At 70.7% G+C, this 24,789-nt stretch carries 25 protein-coding genes; 5 read left to right on the forward strand and 20 right to left on the reverse strand.

The annotated features are described in order from the left end of the window. Positions 1-189 precede the first annotated feature (189 nt). From ligA to HEP81_RS12640, 4 genes are read right to left on the reverse strand one after another with little or no spacing between them, the layout of a single operon-like run. A complete protein-coding gene (gene ligA, locus HEP81_RS12625) occupies positions 190-2,388 on the reverse strand; it encodes an NAD-dependent DNA ligase LigA (protein WP_037657233.1) in 2,199 nt (732 codons plus the stop codon). Positions 2,389-2,403: 15 nt separating this feature from the next. After that, positions 2,404-3,411 (reverse strand): methionine synthase, encoded by a 1,008-nt coding sequence (locus tag HEP81_RS12630; protein ID WP_037657231.1) that lies wholly within the window; start codon positions 3,409-3,411, stop codon positions 2,404-2,406. Between the two features lie 56 nt (positions 3,412-3,467). After that, on the reverse strand, positions 3,468-4,166 hold the full coding sequence (locus HEP81_RS12635) for an SDR family oxidoreductase (protein WP_078967433.1): 699 nt from the start codon (positions 4,164-4,166) through the stop codon (positions 3,468-3,470). 7 nt (positions 4,167-4,173) lie between these two features. Beyond that, a complete protein-coding gene (locus tag HEP81_RS12640) occupies positions 4,174-4,713 on the reverse strand; it encodes an LOG family protein (protein WP_037657227.1) in 540 nt (179 codons plus the stop codon). A 51-nt stretch (positions 4,714-4,764) separates the two neighbouring features. On the opposite strand from HEP81_RS12640, the gene HEP81_RS12645 reads away from it, so the two are divergent. Then, positions 4,765-5,088 (forward strand): DUF427 domain-containing protein, encoded by a 324-nt coding sequence (locus tag HEP81_RS12645; protein WP_037657225.1) that lies wholly within the window; start codon positions 4,765-4,767, stop codon positions 5,086-5,088. Positions 5,089-5,125: 37 nt separating this feature from the next. Next, positions 5,126-5,908 (forward strand): alpha/beta fold hydrolase, encoded by a 783-nt coding sequence (locus HEP81_RS12650; RefSeq protein ID WP_037657223.1) that lies wholly within the window; start codon positions 5,126-5,128, stop codon positions 5,906-5,908. Between the two features lie 25 nt (positions 5,909-5,933). On the opposite strand, the gene mnmA is transcribed toward HEP81_RS12650, so the two are convergent. The 4 genes from mnmA to HEP81_RS12670 all read right to left on the reverse strand — a co-directional run bounded on the left by mnmA (position 5,934) and on the right by HEP81_RS12670 (position 9,093). Further along, positions 5,934-7,055, reverse strand: coding sequence for a tRNA 2-thiouridine(34) synthase MnmA (mnmA, locus tag HEP81_RS12655; protein WP_037657222.1), 1,122 nt, complete (start codon positions 7,053-7,055; stop codon positions 5,934-5,936). Positions 7,056-7,350: 295 nt separating this feature from the next. Then, positions 7,351-8,520 (reverse strand): cysteine desulfurase family protein, encoded by a 1,170-nt coding sequence (locus tag HEP81_RS12660; protein ID WP_037657220.1) that lies wholly within the window; start codon positions 8,518-8,520, stop codon positions 7,351-7,353. A gap of 91 nt (positions 8,521-8,611) precedes the next feature. Further along, positions 8,612-8,896, reverse strand: coding sequence for a hypothetical protein (locus HEP81_RS12665; RefSeq protein ID WP_037657218.1), 285 nt, complete (start codon positions 8,894-8,896; stop codon positions 8,612-8,614). A 29-nt stretch (positions 8,897-8,925) separates the two neighbouring features. Further along, on the reverse strand, positions 8,926-9,093 hold the full coding sequence (locus HEP81_RS12670; RefSeq protein WP_037657216.1) for a hypothetical protein: 168 nt from the start codon (positions 9,091-9,093) through the stop codon (positions 8,926-8,928). Between the two features lie 144 nt (positions 9,094-9,237). Between HEP81_RS12670 and HEP81_RS12675 the strand changes: the two genes are divergently transcribed. After that, positions 9,238-9,864, forward strand: a complete 627-nt coding sequence (locus tag HEP81_RS12675; protein ID WP_037657214.1) for a TetR family transcriptional regulator — start codon at positions 9,238-9,240, stop codon at positions 9,862-9,864. 41 nt (positions 9,865-9,905) lie between these two features. On the opposite strand, the gene HEP81_RS12680 is transcribed toward HEP81_RS12675, so the two are convergent. The 5 genes from HEP81_RS12680 to HEP81_RS12700 form a co-directional block, all read right to left on the reverse strand. Then, on the reverse strand, positions 9,906-10,685 hold the full coding sequence (locus HEP81_RS12680; RefSeq protein ID WP_037657212.1) for an ABC transporter permease: 780 nt from the start codon (positions 10,683-10,685) through the stop codon (positions 9,906-9,908). Continuing rightward, the gene (locus HEP81_RS12685) at positions 10,682-11,677 is read right to left on the reverse strand and encodes an ATP-binding cassette domain-containing protein (protein ID WP_051850254.1); all 996 of its coding nucleotides are present in this window, start codon (positions 11,675-11,677) and stop codon (positions 10,682-10,684) included. Before HEP81_RS12685 ends, HEP81_RS12680 begins: the two co-directional genes overlap by 4 nt. A gap of 115 nt (positions 11,678-11,792) precedes the next feature. After that, on the reverse strand, positions 11,793-12,632 hold the full coding sequence (locus tag HEP81_RS12690) for a DUF4097 family beta strand repeat-containing protein (protein WP_037657210.1): 840 nt from the start codon (positions 12,630-12,632) through the stop codon (positions 11,793-11,795). An 81-nt stretch (positions 12,633-12,713) separates the two neighbouring features. Continuing rightward, positions 12,714-13,223, reverse strand: coding sequence for a toxin-antitoxin system HicB family antitoxin (locus tag HEP81_RS12695; protein WP_037657208.1), 510 nt, complete (start codon positions 13,221-13,223; stop codon positions 12,714-12,716). Between the two features lie 187 nt (positions 13,224-13,410). Then, positions 13,411-14,301, reverse strand: a complete 891-nt coding sequence (locus HEP81_RS12700; protein WP_037657206.1) for a LysR family transcriptional regulator — start codon at positions 14,299-14,301, stop codon at positions 13,411-13,413. Between the two features lie 153 nt (positions 14,302-14,454). Between HEP81_RS12700 and HEP81_RS12705 the strand changes: the two genes are divergently transcribed. Next, positions 14,455-14,820, forward strand: a complete 366-nt coding sequence (locus tag HEP81_RS12705; protein WP_037657204.1) for a YybH family protein — start codon at positions 14,455-14,457, stop codon at positions 14,818-14,820. A gap of 24 nt (positions 14,821-14,844) precedes the next feature. Here the strand turns inward: HEP81_RS12705 and HEP81_RS12710 are convergent, their stop codons facing one another. After that, the gene (locus HEP81_RS12710; RefSeq protein ID WP_037657202.1) at positions 14,845-15,708 is read right to left on the reverse strand and encodes a thioesterase family protein; all 864 of its coding nucleotides are present in this window, start codon (positions 15,706-15,708) and stop codon (positions 14,845-14,847) included. Positions 15,709-15,867: 159 nt separating this feature from the next. Here HEP81_RS12710 and HEP81_RS12715 point away from each other — a divergent pair, with 159 nt between their 5' ends. Then, positions 15,868-17,178, forward strand: coding sequence for an alpha/beta hydrolase (locus HEP81_RS12715; protein ID WP_037657200.1), 1,311 nt, complete (start codon positions 15,868-15,870; stop codon positions 17,176-17,178). Here the strand turns inward: HEP81_RS12715 and HEP81_RS12720 are convergent. The 6 genes from HEP81_RS12720 to HEP81_RS12745 all read right to left on the reverse strand — a co-directional run bounded on the left by HEP81_RS12720 (position 17,087) and on the right by HEP81_RS12745 (position 24,746). Next, entirely contained in the window at positions 17,087-17,746 is a 660-nt protein-coding gene (locus HEP81_RS12720; protein WP_037657198.1) for a trimeric intracellular cation channel family protein, read from the reverse strand. The two genes, HEP81_RS12715 and HEP81_RS12720, sit on opposite strands and share 92 nt — an antisense overlap. Before the next feature lie 47 nt (positions 17,747-17,793). Beyond that, on the reverse strand, positions 17,794-19,185 hold the full coding sequence (locus HEP81_RS12725; protein WP_037657196.1) for a M1 family metallopeptidase: 1,392 nt from the start codon (positions 19,183-19,185) through the stop codon (positions 17,794-17,796). Between the two features lie 118 nt (positions 19,186-19,303). Further along, positions 19,304-20,839 carry an ABC transporter ATP-binding protein gene (locus tag HEP81_RS12730; protein WP_051850253.1) on the reverse strand — a complete coding sequence of 512 codons (1,536 nt, stop codon included), beginning with the start codon at positions 20,837-20,839 and terminating at the stop codon, positions 19,304-19,306. Then, the gene (locus HEP81_RS12735) at positions 20,836-21,921 is read right to left on the reverse strand and encodes an ABC transporter ATP-binding protein (RefSeq protein ID WP_037657194.1); all 1,086 of its coding nucleotides are present in this window, start codon (positions 21,919-21,921) and stop codon (positions 20,836-20,838) included. The genes HEP81_RS12730 and HEP81_RS12735 overlap by 4 nt, the downstream gene beginning before the upstream one ends. Next, on the reverse strand, positions 21,918-22,925 hold the full coding sequence (locus HEP81_RS12740; RefSeq protein WP_037657192.1) for an ABC transporter permease: 1,008 nt from the start codon (positions 22,923-22,925) through the stop codon (positions 21,918-21,920). The genes HEP81_RS12735 and HEP81_RS12740 overlap by 4 nt, the downstream gene beginning before the upstream one ends. A gap of 72 nt (positions 22,926-22,997) precedes the next feature. After that, on the reverse strand, positions 22,998-24,746 hold the full coding sequence (locus tag HEP81_RS12745; protein WP_445683993.1) for an ABC transporter substrate-binding protein: 1,749 nt from the start codon (positions 24,744-24,746) through the stop codon (positions 22,998-23,000). Between the last annotated feature and the right edge of the window lie 43 nt (positions 24,747-24,789).

A 24,789-nucleotide genomic window follows, 5' to 3' on the forward strand; every position in this document is an offset into this window, starting at 1 on the left:
TGAAGAAACCCTTGCCGCGCCAGCGGCGGGCAAGGGAAATGCCCCCGTCCGCCGCCGGGCACGGCAGGTGCACAACTCAACACTAGGCCGCGCGGGGCTTCCACGGGCACCGGTCGTCGGCGGTTGCCCGAATGCGCCCGGGGCCACCCGTATGCAACTGGTATGCGCCGAACGGGTGGCCTTCAACCGCTACTCCTCGGTCGGAAGCGCGGCCTCCGTCGCGGCGTCCGGGCCCTGCTCCAACAGGACGCCGAATCCGTCCTCATCGAGCACCGGAACCTTCAATTGCATGGCCTTGTCGTATTTCGATCCCGGATTGTCACCAACGACCACGAAAGAGGTCTTCTTCGAAACCGAACCGGTCACTTTGGCGCCCCGGCTCTGAAGTGCCTCCTTGGCGCCGTCCCGGGTGAAGTTCTCCAGCGTGCCGGTGACCACCACGGTGAGTCCCTCCAGCGGACGCGGACCCTCCGCCTCCCCGCTGACCTGGTCCTCCAACGGGACACCCGCGGCCTTCCACTTGCGGACGATCTCGCGGTGCCACTCCTCGGTGAACCACTCCTTGACCGCGGCCGCGATGATGGGGCCGACGCCGTCCGTGGCCGCCAGCTCCTCCTCCGTGGCCTGTTCGATGCGGTCGACCGAGCGGAACTCGCGGGCGAGGGCCTGGGCGGCGACCGGGCCGACATGCCGGATGGACAGTCCGTTCAGAAAACGGGCCAGCGGACGGGACTTGGCCGCCTCGATGTTCTCCAGCAGCGCCAGGGTGTTCTTCTTCGGCTCGCCCTTCTGGTTGGCGAAGACCGTGACGACCTTCTCCTCACCGGTCTTGGGGTCGCGCTTGGGCAGCCCGCTGTCCGGGTCCAGGACGTACGCCCTGATGGGGAGCAGCTTCTCCACCGTCAGGTCGAACAGGTCGCCCTCGTCCACCAGTGGGGGGTCGGCCGGCTCCAGCGGGCGGGTCAGGGCGGCCGCGGCCACCCCGCCGAAGTGCTCGATGTCCAGGCACTCGCGGCCCGCGAGATAGGAGACGCGCTCGCGCAACTGGGCCGGGCACGTACGTCCGTTGGGGCAGCGGAGGTCGATGTCGCCCTCCTTCATGGGCCGCAGCGGGGTGCCGCACTCGGGGCACTCGCCGGGCATCACGAACTCCCGCTCGCTGCCGTCGCGCAGGTCGACCACCGGGCCGAGGATCTCCGGGATGACATCGCCGGCCTTGCGGATCACGACGGTGTCGCCGATCAGCACGCCCTTGGCCTTGACGACCTCCTGGTTGTGCAGGGTGGCGAACTCGACCTCGCTGCCCGCGACGGTGACCGGCTCGACCTGGGCGTACGGCGTGACCCGGCCGGTGCGCCCGACGCCCACCTTGATGTCGATGAGCTTGGTGTTGACCTCCTCCGGCGCGTACTTGTACGCGATGGCCCAGCGGGGGGCGCGCGCGGTGGAGCCGAGGCGGCCCTGGAGGCGGATCTCGTCCAGCTTGATGACGGCGCCGTCGATCTCGTGCTCCACGGTGTGGCGGTTCTCGCCGTCGTAGTGCGCGATGAACCGGCGGACGCCGTCGAGGTCGTCGACCACCCGGTTGTGCGAGGAGGTGGGCAGGCCCCAGGTCTTGAGGAGGTCGTACGCCTGGGACAGCCGGGTCATGCCGCTGAAGCCCTCCAGCGCGCCGATGCCGTGCACCACCATGTGCAGCGGGCGGGTGGCGGTGACCCGGGGGTCCTTCTGGCGCAGCGAACCGGCCGCCGCGTTACGGGGGTTGGCGAAGGGCTTGTCGCCGGCCGCGACCAGCCGCTCGTTCAGTTCGAGGAACTTCTCCATCGGGAAGTAGACCTCGCCGCGGATCTCGACCAGGTCGGGGACCTCGTCGCCGCCCAGCCGGTCGGGGATGTCCGCGATCGTACGGACGTTGGGCGTGATGTCCTCGCCGGTGCGGCCGTCGCCGCGGGTCGCGGCGCGGGTGAGGCGGCCGTGTTCGTACGTGAGGTTGACGGCGAGGCCGTCGACCTTCAGCTCGCACAGGAAGTGGTAGGTCTGGTCGCCGAGTTCGCGGGCGATGCGGTCGGCCCAGGCGGCCAGTTCCTCGTCGTTGAAGGTGTTGTCGAGGGAGAGCATGCGCTGGCGGTGCTCGACCGCGGTGAACTCCGTCGCGTACGACCCCGCCACCTTCTGGGTGGGTGAGTCGGGGGTGCGCAGTTCGGGGTACTGCTCCTCCAGCGCCTCCAGGGACTTCAGGAGCTGGTCGAACTCCGCGTCGCTGACGACGGGAGCGTCCTTCACGTAGTACCGGAAGCGGTGCTCCTCGATCTGCTCCGCCAGCTGCGCGTGCCTGTCGCGGGCCTCGGCGGGCACCGCCGTGGTCTCCGCCTGCTTGTCGCCGGCCACCGTGTTGTCCTCCCGTTACTCTGGGTTGTCCGCGAGGGATCTCGCCGCCTGGACGCACTGGGCGAGCGCCCGGCGCGCGTAGGCGGGGGAAGCGCCCGCGAGACCGCACGCCGGGGTGAGGGTGACCGCCTCGGCGAGCAGGCCCGGGTGCAAGCCCAGCCTGCGCCACAACGTCCTGACACCCATGACGCTACCGGCAGGGTCTGACAATGGGCCGTCCGTGCCGGGCACGACACCGGCGAACAGCCGGGTGCCCGCCTCGACGGCCTCACCGATCACATCGTCGTCACGCTCGGTGAGAAGCGCGAAGTCGAAGGAGACGGCGTCGGCGCCGGCCCGGCGCAGCAGCGCGAACGGGACGTCGGGGGCGCAGGAGTGGACGGCGACGGGTCCGTCCGGGTGGGCGCCGATGACGTCGCGCAGGGTGTGCTCGACGAGTTGGCGGTCGACGGCGCGGTGGGTGCGGTAGCCGCTGGCGGTGCGGACCTGGCCGCGCAGTACGGCGGTGAGCGAGGGCTCGTCGAGCTGGAGCAGGACGCGGGCGCCGGGCACCCGGCGCCGGACCTCGGCGAGATGCAGCCGCAATCCCTCGGCGAGGGAGGCGGCGAGGTCGCGGCAGGCGCCGAGATCGGAGAGGGCGGCCTCGCCGCCTCGCAGCTCCAGGGCGGCGGCGAGCGTCCAGGGCCCGACCGCCTGCACCTTCAGGTCGCCCTCGTACCCCTGGGTGAACTCCTCCAGCGCGTCCAGGTCCTCCCGCAGCCAGCCCCACGCCCGCCGGGTGTCGCGCCCCGGCCGGTCACCGATCCGCCAGCCGCTGGGCTCCACGCGCGCGTACAGCTCGACCAGCATCCCGGCGGTCCGGCCGATCATGTCGGCGCCGGGGCCGCGGGCGGGCAGTTCGGGCAGGTACGGGAAGTCCTCGAAGGATCCGGTGACGGTCTTGACGGCCTCCCGGGCGTCCCCGCCCGGCATGGACCCGACCCCGGTGGCCCCGGCGAACCTGAACACGCTGTTTTCGCTCACCGGAGAAGCCTACGGAACCGGCGGGCGCCGCTCAGCGGCACGGTCGTACCGACAGCTCAGCGGCCCGGTCGTACCGTCAGATCATTGACCTCGGCGTCCCGGGGCAGGTCGAGGGCCATCACGATCGTCGTGGCCACCGACTCGGGGTCGATCCACTTGTCGGCGTCGTACTCCTTGCCCTCCTGCTGGTGCACCTTGGCCTGCATGGGGCTCGCGGTGCGGCCCGGGTAGACGGAGGTGACGCGGACTCCGGAGGCGTGCTCCTCCTGGCGCAGGGCGTCGGCGAGGGCCTTGAGACCGTGCTTGGAGGCGGCGTAGGCGGCCCAGCCGGCGTGCGCGGCGAGGCCCGCCCCGGAGTTGACGAAGAGGACATGGCCGCGGGACGCGCGCAGCTGGGGCAGCAAAAGGCGGGTCAGCTCGGCGGGGGCGAGGAGGTTGACGTCGAGCTGGTGGCGCCAGGACCTGGGGGTCAGTTCGCCGACCTCGCCGAGGTCCACCACGCCCGCGATGTGCAGCAGCGAGTCCACCCGGTCGGGCAGGGTCTGGTGGGAGAACGCCCAGGAGAGCCGGTCCGGTTCGGCGAGGTCGCCGACCAGGGTGCGCGCCCCGGGGAACTCCGCGGCCAGTTCCTTCGCGCGGCCCGCGTCGCGCGCGTGCAGCACGAGTTCGTCCCCGCGCGCGTGCAGCCGGCGGGCGAGGGCCGCGCCGATGCCGGAACCGGCCCCGGTGATCACATGTGTAGCCATACCCGCCATGCTCGCATCAGCGGGTGCCCAGCTGCTCCTCCAGGTAGGCCAGGGCGCCGACCGGCTCCTCGGCGAAGAAGACCAGGTCGGCCAGGGGGCGGGGCAGGAAGCCCTCCTCCTCCATGCGGCGGAACTGCTCGCGCAGCCCGTCGTAGAACCCGGCCGTGTTCAGCAGCACCACCGGCTTCTGGGTGCGGCCGTGCTTCTTCAGCTCCAGGATCTCGGTGGCCTCGTCCAGGGTGCCGGTGCCGCCCACCATGACGACCACGGCGTCGGCCTTCTCCAGGAGCAGCTTCTTGCGCTCGGCGAGGTCGGAGGCGATCACCATCTCGTCGGCGGCGGGCCGCGTCTTGTTGGCCAGGAACTCCACGGACACGCCGACCAGCCGGCCGCCCGCCTCCTCCACCCCGTCGGCGACGACCTTCATCAGGCCGACGTTGGAGCCGCCCCAGACCAGGGTGTGACCGCCCTTGCCGATCAGCTTCGCGAACTCACGGGCGGGGCGGGTGTACCGCTCGTCGAGGTCGGCGGCGGAGAGGAAGACACAGATGTTCATGGTCCCCACCGTACGCGGGAAGAACCGGGGGCCCGTCGGCGCTGTCCAGGTATGGCCGAAGGACACACCATCACCATCGAAGCCGGCGAGCGGCACGTGCGCGTGGTGCACGGCGACCAGGTGCTCGCGGAGACCGACCGCCCCCTCGTACTGCGCGAGACGGGCTGCCCGGATCGCTACTACATCCCGGCCGAGGACGTACGCCTCGACCTGCTGACCCCGTCCGGGACCCACACCGTCTGCCCGTTCAAGGGCACGGCGTCCTACTGGTCGCTGCCGGACGCGCCGGACCTGGTCTGGGCGTACCCGGAGCCGAAGCCGGACGTCGCGCCGATCAAGGACCACCTCTGCTTCTACGACGTCGACGTGTCGTGAGCGACGAGTCCGGCGTCGTGCGGCAGTCTGCACCGACATGGACAAGAAGACGACTTCACGCGACGGAACCTCCCTCGCCTACTCGGTGAGCGGCCGGGGGCCCGTGGTGATCCTGGTGAGCGGCGCGATGTCCACCGGCGGCACCCTGGCCCCCCTGGCCGAGCGGCTCGCGGACCGGCTGACGGCCGTCGTCTACGACCGCCGGGGCCGCGGCAGAAGCGGCGACACGGCGCCGTACGCGGTGGACCGCGAGGTCGAGGACCTGGCCGCGCTGCTGGACGCCGTCGGCGGGGACGCCGGGCTGTTCGGCGTCTCCTCCGGCGGCGCGCTGGCGCTGGAGGCGGCGGCGAGCGGGCTGCCGGTCACCCGTACGGCGGTGTACGAGGTGCCGTACGCGGACCATCTGGCGGACGGCGCCGCGCGGGAGGCCGCGTACAAGCGGGACCTGGGACAGGCGCTCGCGGAGGGCCGGCAGGGGGACGCGGTCGAGCTGTTCCTGCGGCTCACCGGGCTCGGCGAGGAGATGATCCAGCGCGCCCGCCAGTCCCCCATGTGGCCGGGCCTGGAGGCCGCCGCGCCGAGCCTCGCCCACGACGACGCCGTGATGGACGACGGACTGCTCCCCCGTGCCCGCCTCGCGGCCGTCTCCGTGCCGCTGCTGGCGGTCGTGGGCGGCGCGAGCCCCGAGTGGATGCGGCGGGCCGGCCGGGACATCGCGGACGCGGTGCCCGGCGGCGCGTACCGGGTCCTGGAGGGGCAGACCCACATGGTGGAGCCGGAGGTGCTGGGGCCGGTGCTGGCGGAGTTCTTCGCCGGTTAGGCGGAAGAGCGCCTCGAAACGGCGGTCACGCCGCCGTCGTCGCCCGGGTGGTGGAGGCGATGGTGGCCGAGCCGACGACGCGGGTGCCGTCGTAGAGCACGATCGCCTGGCCGGGGGCGACGCCGCGGACCGGTTCGGTGAAGGTGACGCGCAGTTCGCCGTCGACCGGCTCGGCCCGCACCTCGGTCTCGCCGCCGTGGGCGCGCAGCTGGGCGGTGTAGGTCCCGGGGCCGGTGGGGGCGGTGCCGCACCAGCGGGGCTTGATCGCGGTGAGGGCGGTGACGTCCAGGGCGGCGGCCGGGCCGACGGTGACGGTGTTGTCCACCGGGGAGATGTCGAGGACGTAGCGCGGCTTGCCGTCGGGGGCCGGGGTGCCGATGCGCAGGCCCTTGCGCTGGCCGATCGTGAAGCCGTACGCCCCCTCGTGGGTGCCCAGGCGGGCGCCGGACTCGTCCACGATGTCGCCCTCGGCCTTGCCGAGCCGCCGGGCGAGGAAGCCCTGGGTGTCGCCGTCGGCGATGAAGCAGATGTCGTGCGAGTCGGGCTTCTTGGCCACCGCGAGGCCCCGGCGCTCGGCCTCCGCGCGGATCTCCTCCTTGGTGGTGACCGTGTCACCGAGCGGGAACATCGCGTGCGCGAGCTGCTTCTCGTCCAGGACGCCGAGCACGTACGACTGGTCCTTGGCCATGTCGGAGGCGCGGTGCAGCTCGCGGGAGCCGTCCGCGCGGACGATCACCTGGGCGTAGTGGCCGGTGCAGACGGCGTCGAAGCCGAGGGCGAGCGCCTTGTCGAGGAGCGCGGCGAACTTGATCTTCTCGTTGCAGCGCAGGCAGGGATTGGGGGTGCGACCGGCCTCGTACTCGGCGATGAAGTCCTCGACGACGTCCTCGCGGAAGCGGTCGGCGAGGTCCCACACGTAGAAGGGGATGCCGATGACATCGGCGGCGCGGCGGGCGTCGCGCGAGTCCTCGATGGTGCAACAGCCCCGCGCGCCGGTGCGGAAGGACTGGGGGTTGGCGGAGAGCGCGAGATGGACGCCGGTGACGTCATGGCCGGCTTCCGCGGCGCGCGCGGCGGCGACGGCGGAGTCGACCCCGCCGGACATGGCGGCGAGGACGCGGAGGGGGCGCTGCGGGGTCTCAGTCATAACCCTTCCAGGGTACGGGCCCCGGAAAAATCATGGGCCGGGCTCTTTATGTCTGGTATGGGCTGGAATACCCTGATTGCAGACCTACGAGACGAGTGAGGGAGTCCAAGCGGAGTAGCCGACTTCAGCGTGAGACCGCGAGGGATCCGCTGGTGCCGACGTCGACGCTCGGGCTGAGAGGCCGGAAGGTCGCAGGACGGACCGGAAGGCGACCTCCAGACACCTGATCCGGACCATACCGGCGAAGGGAACCCGCCTCGTAGGTCGTTTTCTGTGCCCTTTTCCGGTCGCGGGTTCAGGTGAGCCCGGCCGCGCGGGCGCGCTCCACGGCGGGTCCGATGGCCTTGGCGACCTCGTCCACGTCCGCCTGGGTGGAGGTGTGGCCGAGGGAGAAGCGCAGGGTGCCGCGGGCCAGATCGGGGTCCACGCCGGCGGCGAGCAGGACATGGCTCGGCTGGGCGACGCCCGCGGTGCAGGCGGAGCCGGTGGAGCACTCGATGCCCTGGGCGTCCATCAGGAGCAGCAGGGAGTCGCCCTCGCAGCCGGGGAAGGTGAAGTGCGCGTTGGCGGGCAGCCGGCCGCCGGGGGCGGGGTCGCCGCCGAGGATCGCGTCCGGCACGGCGGCCAGCACGGCGTCGGTCAACCGGTCGCGCAGGGCGCCCACTTCACGCTCGAAGGCACCGCGCCGCTCCGCCGCGAGGCGGCCGGCGACGGCGAAGGAGGCGATGGCGGGGACGTCCAGGGTGCCGGAGCGCACATGGCGTTCCTGGCCGCCGCCGTGCAGGACGGGGACGGGGGTGTGCTCGCGGCCCAGCAGCAGGGCGCCGATGCCGTACGGCCCGCCGATCTTGTGCCCCGAGACGGTCATCGCGGCCAGACCGCTTGCGCCGAAGTCGACGGGGACCTGGCCGAAGGCCTGGACGGCGTCCGCGTGCAGCGGTACGCCGAACTCGGCGGCCACGTCGGCGAGTTCACGGATCGGCATGATCGTGCCGATCTCGTTGTTGGCCCACATCACGGTGGCCAGCGCGACATCCTCGGGAGCGCGGGCGATGGCCTCGCGCAGGGCGCCGGGATGCACACGGCCATGGGCGTCCACGGGGAGGTACTCGACGGTGGCGCCCTCGTGCTCGCCGAGCCAGTGCACGGCGTCCAGGACGGCGTGGTGCTCGACGGGGCTGGACAGCACGCGGGTACGGGCGGGGTCGGCGGCGCGGCGGGACCAGTACAGGCCCTTCACGGCGAGGTTGTCGGCCTCGGTGCCGCCGGAGGTGAACACGACCTCGCTGGGTCGTGCGCCGAGCGCGTCCGCGAGCGTCTCGCGGGATTCCTCGACCGTACGGCGGGCCCGGCGGCCGGAGGCGTGCAGGGAGGAGGCGTTGCCCGTGCTGCTCAGCTGCGCGGTCAGCGCCTCTGCCGCCTCCGGGAGCATCGGGGTGGTCGCGGCGTGGTCGAGGTAAGCCATGGTGGGGAGATTCTACGGCGCGGCCTTCTCTTCGGCGGTGCGCCCTCCGTCAGCCGCGCCCGCCCCCCTCGCCGTACGGGCCGGCGGCCGGTCACAGGCTCCAGGAGACCGTGTGGGAGACCTGGATGGCGATCAGCAGGACCGCGAGGTCGGCGACGCCCAGGGCCAGACCCAGGTAGGCGCGGCCGCGGCGGGCGGTGCCGCGCCACAGGGAGACCGCGGCCAGGGCGATGGCGATCGGGCCGAGGAACAGGTTCAGCACGAGGAGGCCGAGAAGGCCGAGGATGAAGGACGCGACGGCCATGCCGTCGGCGTCACGGGTGCGGGTGGGGGCCGGGGCCTCGGTGCGGCCCGTGGCCGGTGCGGTGAGTTGCATGGTGCTCGACTCCCGATGGTCGGTGGCGGTCAGTTGGCCGAGGCGCGCCGGCGGCGGCCGATCCGCTCGCGGACGGCGAAGACGCCGAGCCAGACGGCGATGACGGCGGCCAGTGCGCCGGTGACGGTCAGCGGTGCGTGGGCGACGGTGCCCAGCACCACACCGAGCAGCATGAGTGCGGCGACAAGGAACAGCATGGGATCAGATCCCCCTCCGAGATGCCTCGCGTTCCAGCTCTGTAAAGTTTCGGTGAACAGTTGTAGTAACACTTGTTCACTGACTTTGAGTCTAGCGCGTCCGACGGCTTTTCAATTCCAGAGAACAGTTGTTAACTGGATGACATGAGTCACACCCTCGGCGCCCGGCAGGCCCAGAAGCAGAAGACCCGGCAGGCGTTCCTCGACGCGGCGCTCGCGCTGCTGGAGGAGCAGAGCCTGAGCAGCCTGGGACTGCGCGAGGTCACCCGGGCCGTCGGGGTCGCCCCCACCGCCTTCTACCGGCACTTCCGCTCGATCCCCGACCTCGGCGTCGCCCTGGTCGACGAGGCGCTGGGCAGCCTGCACCCGATGGTGCGCGAGACGGTGTCCACGACCGGCGACAGCGAGGAACGCATCTCCCGCGCCGTGGAGTTGATCGCCCACTACGTCGCCGCCCATCCCTCGCACGTCCGCTTCATCGCCCGTGAGCGGCACGGCGGGGTGCAGCCTGTGCGCGAGGCCATCGGCGGCCAACTGGCCCGGTTCGCCGACGAGGTGCGGGTCACCCTCGCCCAGGACCCCGGGGCGGCGGGCTGGAGCGACGACGACGTGCTGATGCTCGCGCGGCTGTACGTCGACCAGATGCTGATCAGCGCCTCCCTGTTCCTGGAGGCGCTGGAGCGTCCCGCGGACGAGCGGGACCGGGTGGCCCGGCTGGCCACCCGGCAGCTGCGGCTCATCACCATCGGCCGCGACCACTGGCTGGACTGAACCCCCTTACGGTTTCGTCCAGTCGGCGCTCGTACGGGCCGTCAGTGCTTGGTGCTGCTGTTGAACAGCGAGCGCGACCAGAGGTAGCCGATCAGCGCGATCCCGGCGCACCAGGCCAGTGAGATCCACCCGTTGTCGCCGATCGCGGTGCCGCAGAGCAGTCCGCGCAGCGTCTCGATCACCGGTGTGAAGGGCTGGTTCTCGGCGAACCAGCGCAGCCCCGGCGACATCGAGCCGGCCGGCACGAACGCCGAGCCGAGGAACGGCAGGAACTGGATCAGCAGCGGCTTGTTGCTCGCGGACTCGACCGTCTTGGAGATCAGGCCGAGCGCCACCGACAGCCAGGTCACCGCGAACGCGACGGCCGCGAGCAGACCGGCCGCGGCGAGCCACCGCAGCGGGCTCGCCCCGGAGCGGAAACCGATCGCGAGGGCGACGCCGACGACCGGGACGCAGCAGAGCATCGTCTGGATGACGCTGCCGATGACATGACCCGTCAGGAACGACGAGCGCGTGATGTTCATGGTGCGGAAGCAGTTGATGATGCCCTCGGTCATGTCGTTGCAGACCGCGATCGAGGTCGACATCGAACCGGCGGCCACGCCCATGACGATGATCCCGGGGGTGAGATAGCCGATGTACGCGTCCCGGCCGCCCATGCCCGCGCCGATCGAGCCCCCGAAGGCGTACACGAACAGCAGCAGCATCAGGATCGGCATCATGGCGGCGCCGAGCCCCACGGAGGGGTAGCGGATCGCGTGCTTGAGGTTGCGTCGCAACATCGTCCGCGAGTCGTGCACGGCGTGGGCGAACGTGCTCATCGGTTCTCCTTGAGGTGCAGCGGGGCGCCGGGTCCTGGGGTGCCCTGGCCGGTCAGGGCGAGGAAGACGTCGTCGAGGTCGGGGGTGTGCACGGAGAAGTCGGCGGCCCGGATGCCTGCGGCGTCGAGCCGGTCGAGCAGCGCCCGCAGCGCGTCGAGTCCGCCGTCGCCCGCGACCCGCAGGGCGAGTTCCCCGTCGTCCCGGGCGGCGCCGGGGAAGGCCCCGGCGGCACGCTCGTACTCGGCCGGGTCGGTGAACCGCAGCCGTACATGACTGCCGGGGATGCGCGCCTTCAGTTCGTCGGCGGTGCCCTCGGCCACGAGCCGGCCGCCGTCCAGCACGGCGATCCGGTCGGCCAACTGGTCGGCCTCCTCCAGGTATTGAGTGGTGAGGAAGACCGTCGTACCGCCCGCGACCAGCTCGCGCACCATGTCCCACATGGTGCGGCGGCTGCGCGGGTCGAGACCGGTCGTCGGCTCGTCCAGGAAGATCACCTGGGGGTCGCCGACCAGAGTCATGGCGAGGTCGAGCCGGCGCCGCATGCCGCCGGAGAAGGTCGCGGCCCGCTTGCGGGCGACGTCCGCGATGCCGAACCGTTCGAGCAACTCACCTGTACGGGCGCGCCCTTCGCGCTTGCCGAGGCGGAGCAGGTCGGCCATGAGAAGCAGGTTCTCCTCGGCGGTGAGCAGGTCGTCGAGCGCGGCGAACTGCCCGGTGACCCCGATCGCGGCGCGCACCCGGTCCGGGGCGGTGCCGATGTCGTGGCCGGCCACCTGGGCCTGCCCGCCGTCGGCGGCGACAAGCGTGGACAGGATCTGCACGGTGGTGGTCTTGCCGGCCCCGTTGGGCCCGAGCAGCGCGAACACGGTCCCGGCCGGGATGCGCAGATCGATGCCGTCCAGGACGGTCTTGTCGCCGTAGGACTTGCGCAGATCGAAGGCGGAGACGGCGGCGGGCGGCCGCACACCGCCACCCTTTCTTGGCGTGGGCATGACAGAAGAAGGCATGACGCCCCCCGTTCGAAGGCTGAGGTGGAGTGAAGAAGAGGTGGAGCGAAGAAGAGCGCGCGAGGGATGAAGGTGAGGTGCGCGGGGCCGGTACGGCGGCTCAGCGCCGGGCGCGGCGCACGTCGATGTTGCCGTAGCGGGTACGGGCGCGGACCTTGACGGTCTCCTCGGACTGCTCGGGGGCGCCGGAGGCGGTGAGCGTGTTGCGCACATGCCCGCGCTCGGAGCTGACGTCGAGCCAGGCGGCGGTGCCCTCGCGGACCCCGACCTCGATCGCGCCGTAGGAGGTCTCCAACTGCACGCTGCCGCGCACGACTTCGGCGGCGCGCAGGGTGCCGTGCGCCGTGGTGGCGACGACATCGCCCTCGGCGCACTCGATGTCGATGTCGCCGTTGGCGCCGTTCACCCGCAGCTCGCCGGTCACCACGCCGACGACCGTGCTGCCGTGCGAGTTCTTCAGGACGGCGGGGCCGTGGACGGTGCCGATGCGCAGGCTGCCGGAGCTGGTGGTGATCTCGGCGCCGCCCGCGACCCGGTCGATGCTGATCGAGCCGTGGGAGACGGTCACCTTGAGCGGCCCGGCCGCATCGAGGCGGACATCGCCGACCGAGGTCTTCACCCGGGCCTCGCCGAGCCCGCCCTCGCCGAACACCTGGACCCAGGAGCCGCCGACGTCGACGCGTGAGCCCGTGGGCAGTTCGACCGTCACCTCGACGGTGCCGGTGGGTCCGATGAAGGTGCGTTCCCTGGTCCGCACGCTCAGCTCGCCGTTCGCGTACGTGACCTCGGTCTGTTCGGCGGCCCGTACGTCCCTGCCGCGCTTGCCGCCTGGCAGCACCTCCACGACGGTGTCGGGGCGGTCGCTCGCGATGAACCGGACGGAACCGGCGCCCACATGGGCGGTGACCGAAATGGGTTCGGGAGTATCGAAAGCAGGCATGGCTGTGCCGTCCTCATGAGTCCTGGGTGCGTCCCCGCTGGTGGGACGTGGTCTGAGTGAAGCGGTCGGGCGGGACTGCGGCTAGCGCACCCAGCCCGTGAAGCTCTGTCCGAACGTCTGGGTCTTCTCCGTCGGGCGCGGCCGGGCTCCGCCGTCGACCGCGGCCGACACGGCCCGCACGAGCCAGGCGTTGACGGACAGCCCCTCCCGGCTCGCGGCCTCCTCGGCCCGCGCCTTGAGCTGGGCCGGCAGCCGCAGATTGACCCGGGCGGTGCCGCCCTCGTCGGTGTCGAGGACCGCCTGCGGCGGCGCGACCGGCTCGGCGGCGGCCTCGACGGGTCCGCCGGTCTCCGGCAGCGTCACCACGAAGTCGGGATCCAGCCCCCGCAGCCGCACATCGACCGAGCCGGGCGCCAGGTCCCGGGTGATCTCGTCCATCGCCGCGGACAGCACATTGAGCATCGTCAACCGGGCCGCCGACTCCAAGGGGGCGGTCAGCCGCTCGGCCAGCTCCCGGGCGTCCTCCCCGCCCGCTTCGGCGGCGACGGAGAGTTCGCGACGGAGGTTGTCGACATAGGGGGTCAGGTCCATGACGCCATCATGGCACCATAGTGGCGCCACGCGCAAGGGGGAATGACATCACGCGCGCAGGAATCCACATGGAACGTCGACACCATGGCCCTGACCTGCATAAATGTGCGACAGAAACGTCGTGCGCCAAGGTGGCGCCGGGCGGTGCCCCGTGGCACCACATGGCGCCACGTGGTGCCACATGGCGCTAGGTGTGCGCCGGACCGGCGAACGCCCGACGGCTGTACGCGAGCAGTTCGCGCACCGCAGGCCCCTGTCCGTCCTTCCAGATCAGCGCGAGCAGTGCGGGGGTCTCGACGTCCTCGATCAGTCGGGCGGTGAGCCGGTCGCCGTAGCGCGCGGCCATGGACTCGCTGAGGACGGCGACGGCGAGATCGCGGGCGGCCAGATCGGCGATGGCGTCGGCGGCGGTGGCCTGGAGGGCGATCACGGGGTGGAGGTCCCGCGCGGCGCACGCCTGGTCGAACACCGTACGCAGTCCGGTGCCGGGCGGCATGCACACGATCGGGTGGGCGGCCAGCTCGGACAGGGCGACCCGGGGCCGCGCGGCCAGGGGATGACCCGGCGGTACGGCGGCGACCAGCCGTTCGCTGATCAGGGTCAGCGTCTCCAGGCCCTCCGGAGCGGCGGCCGCGGCGCCGACCAGCGCCAGATCGACGGCGCCCGCGCGCACCCCCTCGACCAGCCGGTCGGAGTTGTCCTCCAGGAGCGAGAGCTCCACCCCGGGGTGGTCCCGGTGGAACGCGGCGAGGGCCTCGAACAGCGGGGTCACGGTGCAGCCGACGACCATCCCGACGGTGAGCCGGCCCCGGATCAGATCGCTCACCTCGCCCACCGCCTGCCCGACCGCCCCGGCCGCGGCGAGCGCGGTGCGGGCGTGGGCGAGCGCGGCCTTGCCCGCGACCGTGAGCGTGACCGTGCGCGCCGAGCGGTCGAACAGCTCCGCCCCCAGCTCCCGCTCCAGCCGCCGGATCTGGGCGCTGACACCGGACTGGCTGATGTGCACCCGCTCGGCGGCCCGGGTGAAGTTCCGCTCCTCGGCGACCGCGACGAAGTACTCCAGCTGCCTCAGTTCCATGACTCTGGATTCTAGTTTCCAGAAGTTCCATCTGTTGGACTTCTGGCCGGCTCGCGACCAGGCTGGAGGCATCGAGAGACCGTGTCGACAGGCCATGTCAGCGGGCCATGTCGACGGAGAGCGTCGTCAGACATCACGGATGAGGAGGAAGCCGTGCCCGAGTACGAGAAGGCCATGCGCCCCGAGGACATCACCCGCTTGTTCGTCGAGCGGTCCAACGCGGGGGACGCGGCCGGGGTCGCCGCGCTCTACGAGGAGGACGCGGTGCTGGCGTACCCGCCGGGCGAGCGGACCGTGGGCCGGGAGGCGATCCGGGAGCTGTGGGCGAAGGTGCTGGCGAACCGGCCCCGGTTCGAGCCGGAGCCGCCGCTGCCCACGCTGGTCAGCGGCGACATCGCGCTCACCGCGACCCCGCCGAAGGACGGGACCGGCGCCCGCGCCCAGGTCGCCAGGCGCCAGCCCGACGGCAGCTGGCTGCGGCTGCTGGACCAGCCGGAGTTCGTGGCGCCCGCCCGTTGATCCCGGGCCCCGGGCGCGCCCGGCTCAGGCCAGCCTGACCCGCGCCAGCTGGCGGGACTGGGCCACCAGCCGGTCCTCGCTGTCCCAGACCTCCGCGTCCTCCTCCAGGAAGCCGCCGGCGAGATTGCGGGTGGTGATGGCGACGCGCAGCGGGCCCGGGGCGGGGCGGTGCCGGATGTGGGCCGTCAGTTCGACGGTGGGGACCCAGCCCTTGAGGCCCATCTCGAAGGCGGTCGGCGGCAGCGCGTCCACGGCCAGCAGCAGCGAGAGCGGGTCGGCGTCACGGCCGTCCGCGAGGCCGAACCAGGCGCGCATCTCGCCCTTGCCCGAGGGCTGTCCGATCGCCCAGCCGACGGTGGCCGGGTCCAGCTTGAGCAGCAGCCGGTCGGTGATGGCCGAGACGCCCCTGAGCGGGTCGGGGCCGTCGGCCGGGCCGAAACACTGCTCGTAGGGCGGGATCGCGGGCGGCTTCGCGGTCGTACGGACGTCGTCGGGAAGGCCGGCGAGGTCGCCGTAGGAGGCCAGGACGCGGATCCGCTCGACCTCGTTGCCCTCGTCGTCGTACTGGAAGAGCGAGGCCTGGCCGGTGGACAGGGTGCGGCCGGTGCGGACGGTCTCGGTGCGGATCACGGCCCGGCCCGGCCGGGACGCGGTCAGGTAGTGCGCGGAGATGGTGAACGGGTCCGGGTGCGGCAGGGCGTCCCCGAGGGCCCGGCCGAGCACGGCCAGCAGATAGCCGCCGTTGACGGCGCCGAGGATGGTCCAGCCGGCCGAGAGGTCGATGTCGTAGACCCCGGGCTCGCGGCGGACGACGGCGGTGTCGCGGTCGAACTCGCTGTCGCCGGTCACGGCCCGCGACGGGGAGGGCGCGGAAGCTGCTTCTGCCATGCCTGAACGGTACAACAGGCAATTACTAAGCGGTAGCTTTCCCGTGTCACCACCCCTCGCCGTCACGGTAGGATCACAGGAGGTGAGGTTTCGGCAATTTCTCGGTAAGTGTCAGGACACGTCCGTAACCCCGGGGCCTTGTTTTCCCTCTATCGGGACATGAGCCTCACCGGGACTCCGTTCCTCTACACGACCGTCGTGCTGGCCGTGATCGCCCTCATACTGCCGCTTCTGCTGTGGTCGAAGATGCGCGGCCCCAAGCACCTGCGCACCGTCGCCCGCGTACTGATGCTGCTGTTCGCCCAGGGCACGGCCGTCACGCTGGTCTTCGTGCTGGTGAACAACCAGAACAACCTGTACGACAACTGGGCCGACCTCTTCGGCACCGGCAGCCATGTCGAGCAGGCCGCCGACCTCGGCCGCGACGGCACGGGCGGCATAGCGGTCAAGCACCTGCCCAAGGTCAAGCAGACCTTCGAGCAGGCCACCGGGCCCGGCATGCACTCCGCCGGCGGCGTCCGCGTCACCCAGCTCAAGGGCCGGGTCTCCGGCGTCGACGCCGAGGTCTACGTCTGGCTGCCGCCGCAGTACAACGACCCGGCGTACCGGCACAAGAAGTTCCCGGTGGTCGAGGTGCTGCCCGGCTACCCCGGTTCGGCGCGCGCCTGGTTCGGCTCGATGAAGGCCCATGAGCAGCTGCTGCCGCTGATGAAGAGCGGCCAGGTCGCCCCCTTCATCATGGTCGCCCCGCGCACCAACCTGCTGGCCGGTGTGGACACCGGCTGCGCCAACATCCCGGGGCAGGTCAACGCCGACACCTGGCTGAGCATCGACGTGCCCAAGATGGTCATGGACAACTTCCGTGCCCAGCCGGCCCCGCAGGGCTGGGCCATCGCCGGGTACTCGGCGGGCGCCCAGTGCGCGGTCAAGCTGGCCGTGGCGCACCCGGACCGGTACAAGGCCGCGGTGAGCATGTCGGGCTACAACGACCCGATCGGCGAGCGCAACTCGCTGGCCTCGCAGAACCCCACCCTGCGCGCCGAGAACAACCCCTACCTGCTGCTGAAGAAGGCCGCCGTGCCGCCGCCCATCGCGCTCTACCTCTCCGGCGAGTCCGGTGACGGCTATGAGGCGGGCATGGCGCTGGAGTCCGTGGCCAAGGCGCCGACCACCGTGCACGTGGTCTTCCTGCCGAAGAGCGCGGGCGGTCACACGATGGCGCTGTGGCGGCCGCAGGTGCCCGATGTGTTCCGCTGGCTCACCCTCCAGATGGGCCAGAGCCACGCCAAGGGCCGGGACCACTCCGTGCCCGGCACCCCCGCCCCCGGGACCGGCGTCGGCGCCCCCGCCGGGACGGCCGCGGCCGGGAGCACCGGTACTACTCCTCGGTCACTGTCGACCGGCGGTTCCACGCACGCGGAGCTCGCCAGTGGAACCGCATCGCGAGAAGACGCAGCACAAAAGCGGTGACGGCCGCGATCCCACTGGTGAGGGGGGTCAGCGCGTCGTAGCGGATGCACAGCACCACCATGCCCGCGCCGACCATCGCTGGGACCGCGTACAGATCGCGGTCCCAGCGCAGCAGCGAGGGCACCTCGTTGGCCACCAGGTCGCGCAGCACACCGCCGCCGACCGCGGTGGCCAGGCCGAGCGTCGCCGACGCGGTCAGGCCGAGGCCGTAGCCGTACGCCTTCGTCGTACCGCTGACGCAGAACAGGCCGAGGCCGGCCGCGTCGAAGACCAGCACCGCCGTCTGGATCCGCTCCACATGCGGGTGCAGGAAGAAGACGACGAGCGTGGCGAGCAACGGGGTGACGAAGTACCCGAGGTCCGTGAAGGCGGCCGGGGGCAGGGCCCCGATCACCACATCGCGGAAGAGCCCCCCGCCCAGCGCGGTGACCTCGGCGAGCACGGCGATGCCGAACACGTCGAAGTTCTTCCGGACGGCCAGCAGCGCGCCGGAGATCGCGAAGACGAAGATGCCGATCACGTCGAGCGTGTGCTGGACGGAGGGGCTGAAGAACTGTTGGAGCTGCACCCTGACATTCTCACCTGTCGAGCGGGCTGAACCTTACAAAGCCAGGCTCACAGGGCGGGTTTACCTGTGGTGAACAGCCAGGTGTCGAACAGATCACCGAGCTGCTGTCCGCTGATCCGCTCGGCGAGGCGGATGAAGTCGGCGGTGTCGGCGTTGCCGTGCCGGTGCAGCCGGGTCCAGGCGGGGAGCAGCCTGAAGAACGCCTTGTCGCCGATCCGCTCGCGCAGCACCTGGAGGGTCATGGCGCCGCGGTCGTAGACGGCGCCGGCGAACATCGTGTCCCGCTGCGGGTCGGCGACCTTCGTCTGCCAGAAGTGCGAGTCGGCCGGGTGCGAGTCGTAGTCGGCCAGGAACGCGTCATGGGCGGTGCGGGTGCCCCGGTGCTCGGCCCACAGCCACTGGGCGTAGGTGGCGAAGCCCTCGTTGAGCCAGACGTCCTTCCACTGGGCCACGCTCACCGAGTCGCCGAACCACTGGTGGGCCAGCTCGTGCACGATGGTCGTCTCGCTGCGCACGGCGGAGTACGCCGGCTTGGACTGCACCTCCAGCGAGAACCCGGCCTCGGGCATGTCGTCCACGATCGCGCCGGTCTCCTCGAACGGGTAGGGCCCGAAGAGCTTCGACCAGTAATCGGTGGCCTCCGCGGTGACCGCGTACACATCGACCTTGTTCGAGTTCTTCAGGACCGGGTCGACGGCGACGTAGATCGGGATGCCGCCGGGGGTGCGGCCGGTGCGGACGTCGAACTTGCCGATGGTGGCGGTGGCGAGATAGGTCGCCATCGGCTCGGACTCCCGCCAGTGGGTGTACGTCGAGCCGCCCCGGTCGCGTGTCGACACCAGCCGCCCGTTGGAGACGGCGGTCAGACCCTTCGGCGCCTTGATCCGGATGTCGTAGGTCGCCTTGTCGGAGGGGTGGTCGCTGGACGGGAACCAGGTGGAGGCGGCGTTGGGCTCACAGGCGACGAAAACGCCGTCGGGCGTCTTCATCCAGCCGTACTCGGAGCCGAAGACGATGGGCCCGGTCAGGGGCTGGGGCACGCCGCCGTAGGTGACGCGCACGGTGAAGCGCCGGTTCCTGGCGAGCGGGCCGCGCGGGGTGACGGTGACCTCGGCGCCGTCCCTGCTGAACCGGGCGTTCCTTCCGTTCACCTCGATCCGGGTGATCTCCAGCTGCTGGAGGTCCAGATCGAAGGAGGAGAGGTTCTGGGTGGCGCGGGCGGTGAGGGTCGTACGGCCGTCCAGGCGGCCGGTGTCCGGGGCGTACGCCAGGTCGAGGTCGTAGTGCAGCGCGTCGAAGCCGCCGTTGCCCAGCTCGGGGAAGTAGGGGTCGCCGATGCCGGGAGCGCCGGGGGTGGGGGCCGGGGCGGCGGCGATGAGCAGGAAGGAGGCCGCGGCGGTGGCCAGGACCCCCGCACGTGCCGAACGGGAGAGTGCCATGAGTCGTCCCTTTCGAGCGTGTACCGATCAGGTGTCGGACACGGGCGACTCTGCACTCTCCCGTTTAGGCATGTACATGCCCTTGCGTGAACCGGCCCCGGGCGGCAGGCCTTTTCGGCTACTTGCCCTTCGGCTTCGGGGACTTGGGAGCGTCGTCGGGCTCGGGCTCGGCGGCGGGCTCGGGCTCAGCAGCAGGCTCGGGCTCGGCAGTGGCCTCCGCCTCCGGCTCGGCGGCGGGCTCGGGCTCGGGCTCCGCGGCGGCCTCCGGCTTCGCGTCCGACTCCGACTCCGGCTCCGGCTCCGGCTCCGGCTCCGGCTCCGGCTCCGGCTCCGGCTCCGGCTCCGGCTCCGGCTCCGGCTCCGGCTCCGGCTCCGGCTCCGACGAAGTCTCCTTCGCGGCCTCGGACTTGGCCTCGGGCTCGGCCTTGGTCTCCTCGGCCGCCGCCTCCGGCTTCGCGTCGGTCGCGGGCTCCGGCGAAGTCTCCGTGACGGCCTCGGACTTGGCCGCGGCCTCCGGCTCTCCCGCCAGCACCGCGTCCGGTACCAGCTCCGAGGCCGCCTTCGCCGCCGACAGCAGGACCGTGTCCTGCGGGGCCTGGTCGGCGAAGTTCTCCGGGTGGTGGCAGGCGACCCGCTGGCCCAACTTCAGCTCGACCAGCTGGGGTTCGGTGGTCCGGCAGATCTCCGTCGCCTTCCAGCACCGGGTGTGGAAGCGGCAGCCCGACGGCGGGGCGATCGGCGAGGGCACATCGCCGCGCAGCAGGATGCGCTCGCTCCTCTGGCCCCGGCGCTTGGTGTCCGGTACCGGCACCGCCGACATCAGCGCCTTGGTGTACGGGTGCATCGGCGCCTCGTACAGGGCGTTGCGGTCGGCCAGTTCGACGATCTTGCCGAGGTACATCACCGCGATCCGGTCCGAGACATGCCGGACGACGGAGAGGTCGTGCGCGATGATGACGTAGGTCAGGCCCAGCTCCTGCTGGAGGTCGTCCATGAGGTTGACGACTTGGGCCTGGATCGAGACGTCCAGCGCGGACACCGGCTCGTCGGCCACGACCAGCTTCGGCTTCAGGGCGAGCGCGCGGGCGATACCGATGCGCTGGCGCTGGCCGCCGGAGAACTCGTGCGGATAGCGGTTGTAGTGCTCGGGGCTCAGACCGACCAGTTCGAGCAGCCGCTGGACCTCCTTCTTCACCCCGCCCTCGGGCTCGACGCCCTGGAGCCGGAACGGCGCCGAGACGATCGAGCCGATGGTGTGCCGGGGGTTCAGGGAGCCGTACGGGTCCTGGAAGATCATCTGGATGTCGCGGCGCAGCGGACGCATCTCGCCGGTGGACAGCCGGGTGATGTCCTGGCCCTCGAAGGAGATCGAGCCGCCGGTCGGGTCCTGGAGGCGGGTGATGACCCGGCCCATGGTCGACTTGCCGCAGCCCGACTCGCCGACGACGCCCAGGGTCTCGCCCTTGCGCACCTCGAAGTCGATGCCGTCGACGGCCTTCACCGCGCCGACCTGGCGGCGCAGGATGCCCTTCTTGATCGGGAAGTGCTTGGTCAGGTTCTCGACCTTGAGCAGCACCTCGCGCTCGTCCGGAGCCGACGCCTGCTCGGGTACCGCGGCCTTCGCGGCGGTGTCCGTCTTCTTCGTCTCACTCACAGCTTCGGCGCAATCTCTTCGGTCCAGATCCGCTCACGGTCCTCGGCCGGCAGGTGGCAGGCGGACCAGTGTCCGGCGCCGACCAGCTGGAGCTCGGGGCGCACCGTGCGGCTGACGTTCTCCGCGGGGACGTCCGCGTACGGGCAGCGCGGGTGGAAGGCACAGCCCGAGGGGACGTTGATGAGGCTCGGCGGCTGGCCCTTGACCGGGATGAGCCGCTCGGAGGTCTCACGGTCGATGCGGGGCATCGAGCCGAGCAGGCCCCAGGTGTAGGGGTGCTGCGGCTTCTCGAAGACCTCGGCGGCGGCACCGCGCTCCACGCACCGGCCGCCGTACATCACCAGGACGTCGTCGGCGATCTCGGCGACCACGCCGAGGTCGTGCGTGATCATGATGACCGCGGAGCCGAACTCCTTCTGGAGGTCGCGGATCAGGTCGAGGATCTGCGCCTGGACGGTCACGTCGAGGGCAGTGGTCGGCTCGTCCGCGATGAGCAGTTCGGGGTTGTTCACCAGCGCCATGGCGATCATGGCGCGCTGGCGCATACCGCCGGAGAACTCGTGCGGGTAGCCGTCGACGCGCTTGGCCGGCTCGGGGATGCCGACGCGGTCGAGCATCTCGATGGCGCGGGTGCGCGCCTCCTTCTTGCTGACCTTGTGGTGCACCCGGTACGCCTCGACGATCTGGTCGCCGACCTTGTAGTAGGGGTGCATCGCGGACAGCGGGTCCTGGAAGATCATCGCCATGTCGCGGCCGCGGAGCCTGCGTACCTCGTCCGGGGAGGCGCCGACCAGCTCCTTGCCGTTCAGCCAGATCTCGCCGGACATCCGCACGTTCTTGCCGCGCGCGCCGAGCCGGTGCAGGCCCATGACGGCGAGCGAGGTGACGGACTTGCCCGAGCCGGACTCGCCGACGATGGCGAGGGTCTTGCCCTTGTCCACCGAGAAGGAGAGCCCGTCGACGGACTTGACGATGCCGTCGTCGGTCGGGAAGTGCACCTTGAGGTCGCGGACCTCCAGGAAGGCCGAGGGCGCCTTTGCGGTGGTTCCCTCGCCCGTTTCGGTCTTGGAGAGTTCGGTCACGAGAGCCTCACCCGCGGGTCGGCGGCGGCGTAGAGCACGTCCACCAGGAGATTTGCGATGACGACGAAGATGGCGGCGAGCAGGGTCACGCCGAGGATCTTCGGCAGGTCGTTGTCGGTGATGCCCTGCACCGCGTACTGGCCGACGCCGGGCAGCGAGAACACGTACTCGGTGATCACCGCGCCGCCGAGCAGCAGACCGACGTCCATGCCGAAGACGGTGATGATCGGGGTGAGGGCGGCCCGCAGACCGTGCCGTACGACGACCGTGCGTTCGGGCAGGCCCTTGGAGCGGGCCGTGCGGATGAAGTCCTCGTTCATCGTCTCCAGCATGCCCGAGCGGGTGAGCCGGGCGTAGATCGCGGAGTACAGCAGCGCCAGCGAACACCACGCGGGGAACAGGGTGTTGGCCCATTGCGCGGGGTTCTCGGTGAACGGGACGTAGGTGCGGCCGAAGATCGGCCAGGTGTAGGTGAAGAGCAGGATCGCCAGGTTGCCCGTGAAGAACATGGGCAGCGAGACGCCGGCGAGGGCCACGCCCATGAAGGTGCGGTCGAACAGCGAGCGCGGCTTGAGCGCGGAGATGACACCGACGGCCACACCGGAGAGCAGCCAGAGCACGGCGGCACCCACGGCAAGCGAGAGGGTGATCGGGATACGCGAGGTGAGCTGCGACCAGACCGCGACGTGATCCTTGAAGGAGTAGCCGAAGCAGGGGACGTCGCAGTGCACCGTCTTGGGACCGAGGTTGTAGTCGGTGCCGACCACGATGCCCTTGATGAAGTGCCAGTACTGGACGTAGAGGGGCTGGTCCAGACCGAGGTTGTGCTTGACCGCGGCGATGTCCGCCTTCGACGGGCTCTTTCCGATGTACTGCTGCGCCAGTTGATCCGCTGACTGGCCCACGAGCCGTGGCAGCAGGAAGAAGATGGCGAAGGTGACCGCGGTGACGACCAGCAGCAGGATCACTGCCGCGAACGTCCGGCGGAGGATGTACGAGATCACGGGGACCGGCGCTGGTGCCCGCGGGCGGCGAAACCCGCGGGCACCAATGCCTTCACCTGCCTTCCGGGGCTGCTACTTCTTCGTGGTGCCGAGGTTGAGGTAGTCGTACTGACCGCTGAAGGCGGCCGTGGAGACCACGTTGGTGGCGTACGGCGAGCGGTACAGCAGAACCTTGAAGTAGGTCAGCGGGACCAGGACGGCGTCGTCCATCGCCTGCTTGTCGATCTGCGCGTACAGGGCGTTGCGCTTGGCCGTGTCCGGCTCGGCGATCGCCTGCGCGAGCAGGCCGTCGACCTTCTTGTTGGTGTACTGCGACAGGGCGGTGTTGCCGGACTGGCTGATCGCCTTGCTGTTCAGGATCTGCTGGAGGAAGCCGTAGCCGGAGGGCCAGTCGGCACCCCACTGCATCATCATCAGGCCGATGTTCTGCTTCTCGGTGAACTTCGGCACGCCCGCGTAGTCGGTGAAGTACTTGCCCGCCGGGTACTGCTTCAGCGTGGCGTTGATGCCGACCTTCTTCAGCGAGTTGATGATCGCGGTGGCCGCGTCCACCTCGCCCGGACGGTCGGAGCGGGCCGTGATGTTGGTGTTGATCGTCTTCTGACCGCAGGCCTTCAGCTGGTCCTTGGCCTTGGCGACGTCGCCCTTGTTGCCCGGGGTCGCGTAGGCGTCCGCCTTCTGGTAGCCGGTGATGTCCGGCGGCAGGACGGTGGAGGCGATGTCACCGCGGATCGGGCCGCCCATGGCGGTCTGCACGGAGACCTTGTCGATGGCGTACTCGACGGCCTTGCGGCAGGCGACGTTGTCGAACGGCTTCAGCTTGGTGTTGATCGCCGCGTAGACGAGACGGCCGCCGTAGGCGTTGTCGGTGCTGGCCTTGCCGTCCGCGGAGTTGAGCAGGTCCGCCTGGGTGGAGGCCTGGACACCGGTGCCGCCGAGGTCGACGGTGGCGTCGCCGGACTGGAGGTCCTTGTCGATCGTGTCGGGGTTGACCTTCAGGTTGACCACGATCTTGCTGGCCAGCTGCTTGCGCAGCGGGTCGGTCTTCGGGTCCCAGTTCTTGTTCGGGACCAGCACGGCCTGCTTGCCGTCCTGGTAGCTCTGGAACTGGTACGAGCCGGAGGACACGATGTGCTTGACGTAGTCGACGCCGTCGTCCTTGGACTGCGGCACCGGGGCCGTCTCCGGCGTGGCGACCAGGTAGTCGAACTCCTGGAAGGCACGGTTCAGATGGAAGACGATCGTGGTGGCGTCCGGGGTCTCGATCGAGGACAGGCCCTTGGCGCTCTTGTCCTTGTAGGGACCCTTGTACTTGTCGCCGTCCTTCATGTACTGCTGGAAGTAGTTCGGGCCCAGCGACAGCACGTCACGCGCGAAGTTCGACCGCTCGACGGCGTACTTGACGTCCTTCGAGGTGATCGGGGTGCCGTCCTGGTACTTCAGGCCCGAGCGCAGCTTGTACGTCCAGGTCTTGCCGCCGTCGCTGGAGGCGCCCTTGCTCGCCGCGAGGTCCGGGACCAGGGTGTTGCCCTTGGAACCGGGGGCGGGCTCGAACGTCATCAGCGGACGCGCGTACAGCCGGCTGAAGTTGTACATGTACGCGTAGTACGTGTTGCCCGGGTCGAACGAGTCCGGCACGTCCGACATCTCATAGGTGACGGTGCCACCCTTTTTGTCGGACGCGTTGACGACGCTCTTGGTCGCCACGTTGGCGCCGGCCGCCTTCGGAGTGTCCTTGTTGTCATCGGCCTTGCTACAGCCTGCGAGCAACAGGCTTGTGGAGCCGATGGCCGCGACCGCGGCCAGCGCTGACCTTCGCATGATGGTCTGCTTCCCCTCCATTGATCGGAAAACTTGGGTGAGC

The organism is Streptomyces griseofuscus, from assembly GCF_014673495.1.
GTDB lineage: Bacteria > Actinomycetota > Actinomycetes > Streptomycetales > Streptomycetaceae > Streptomyces > Streptomyces murinus.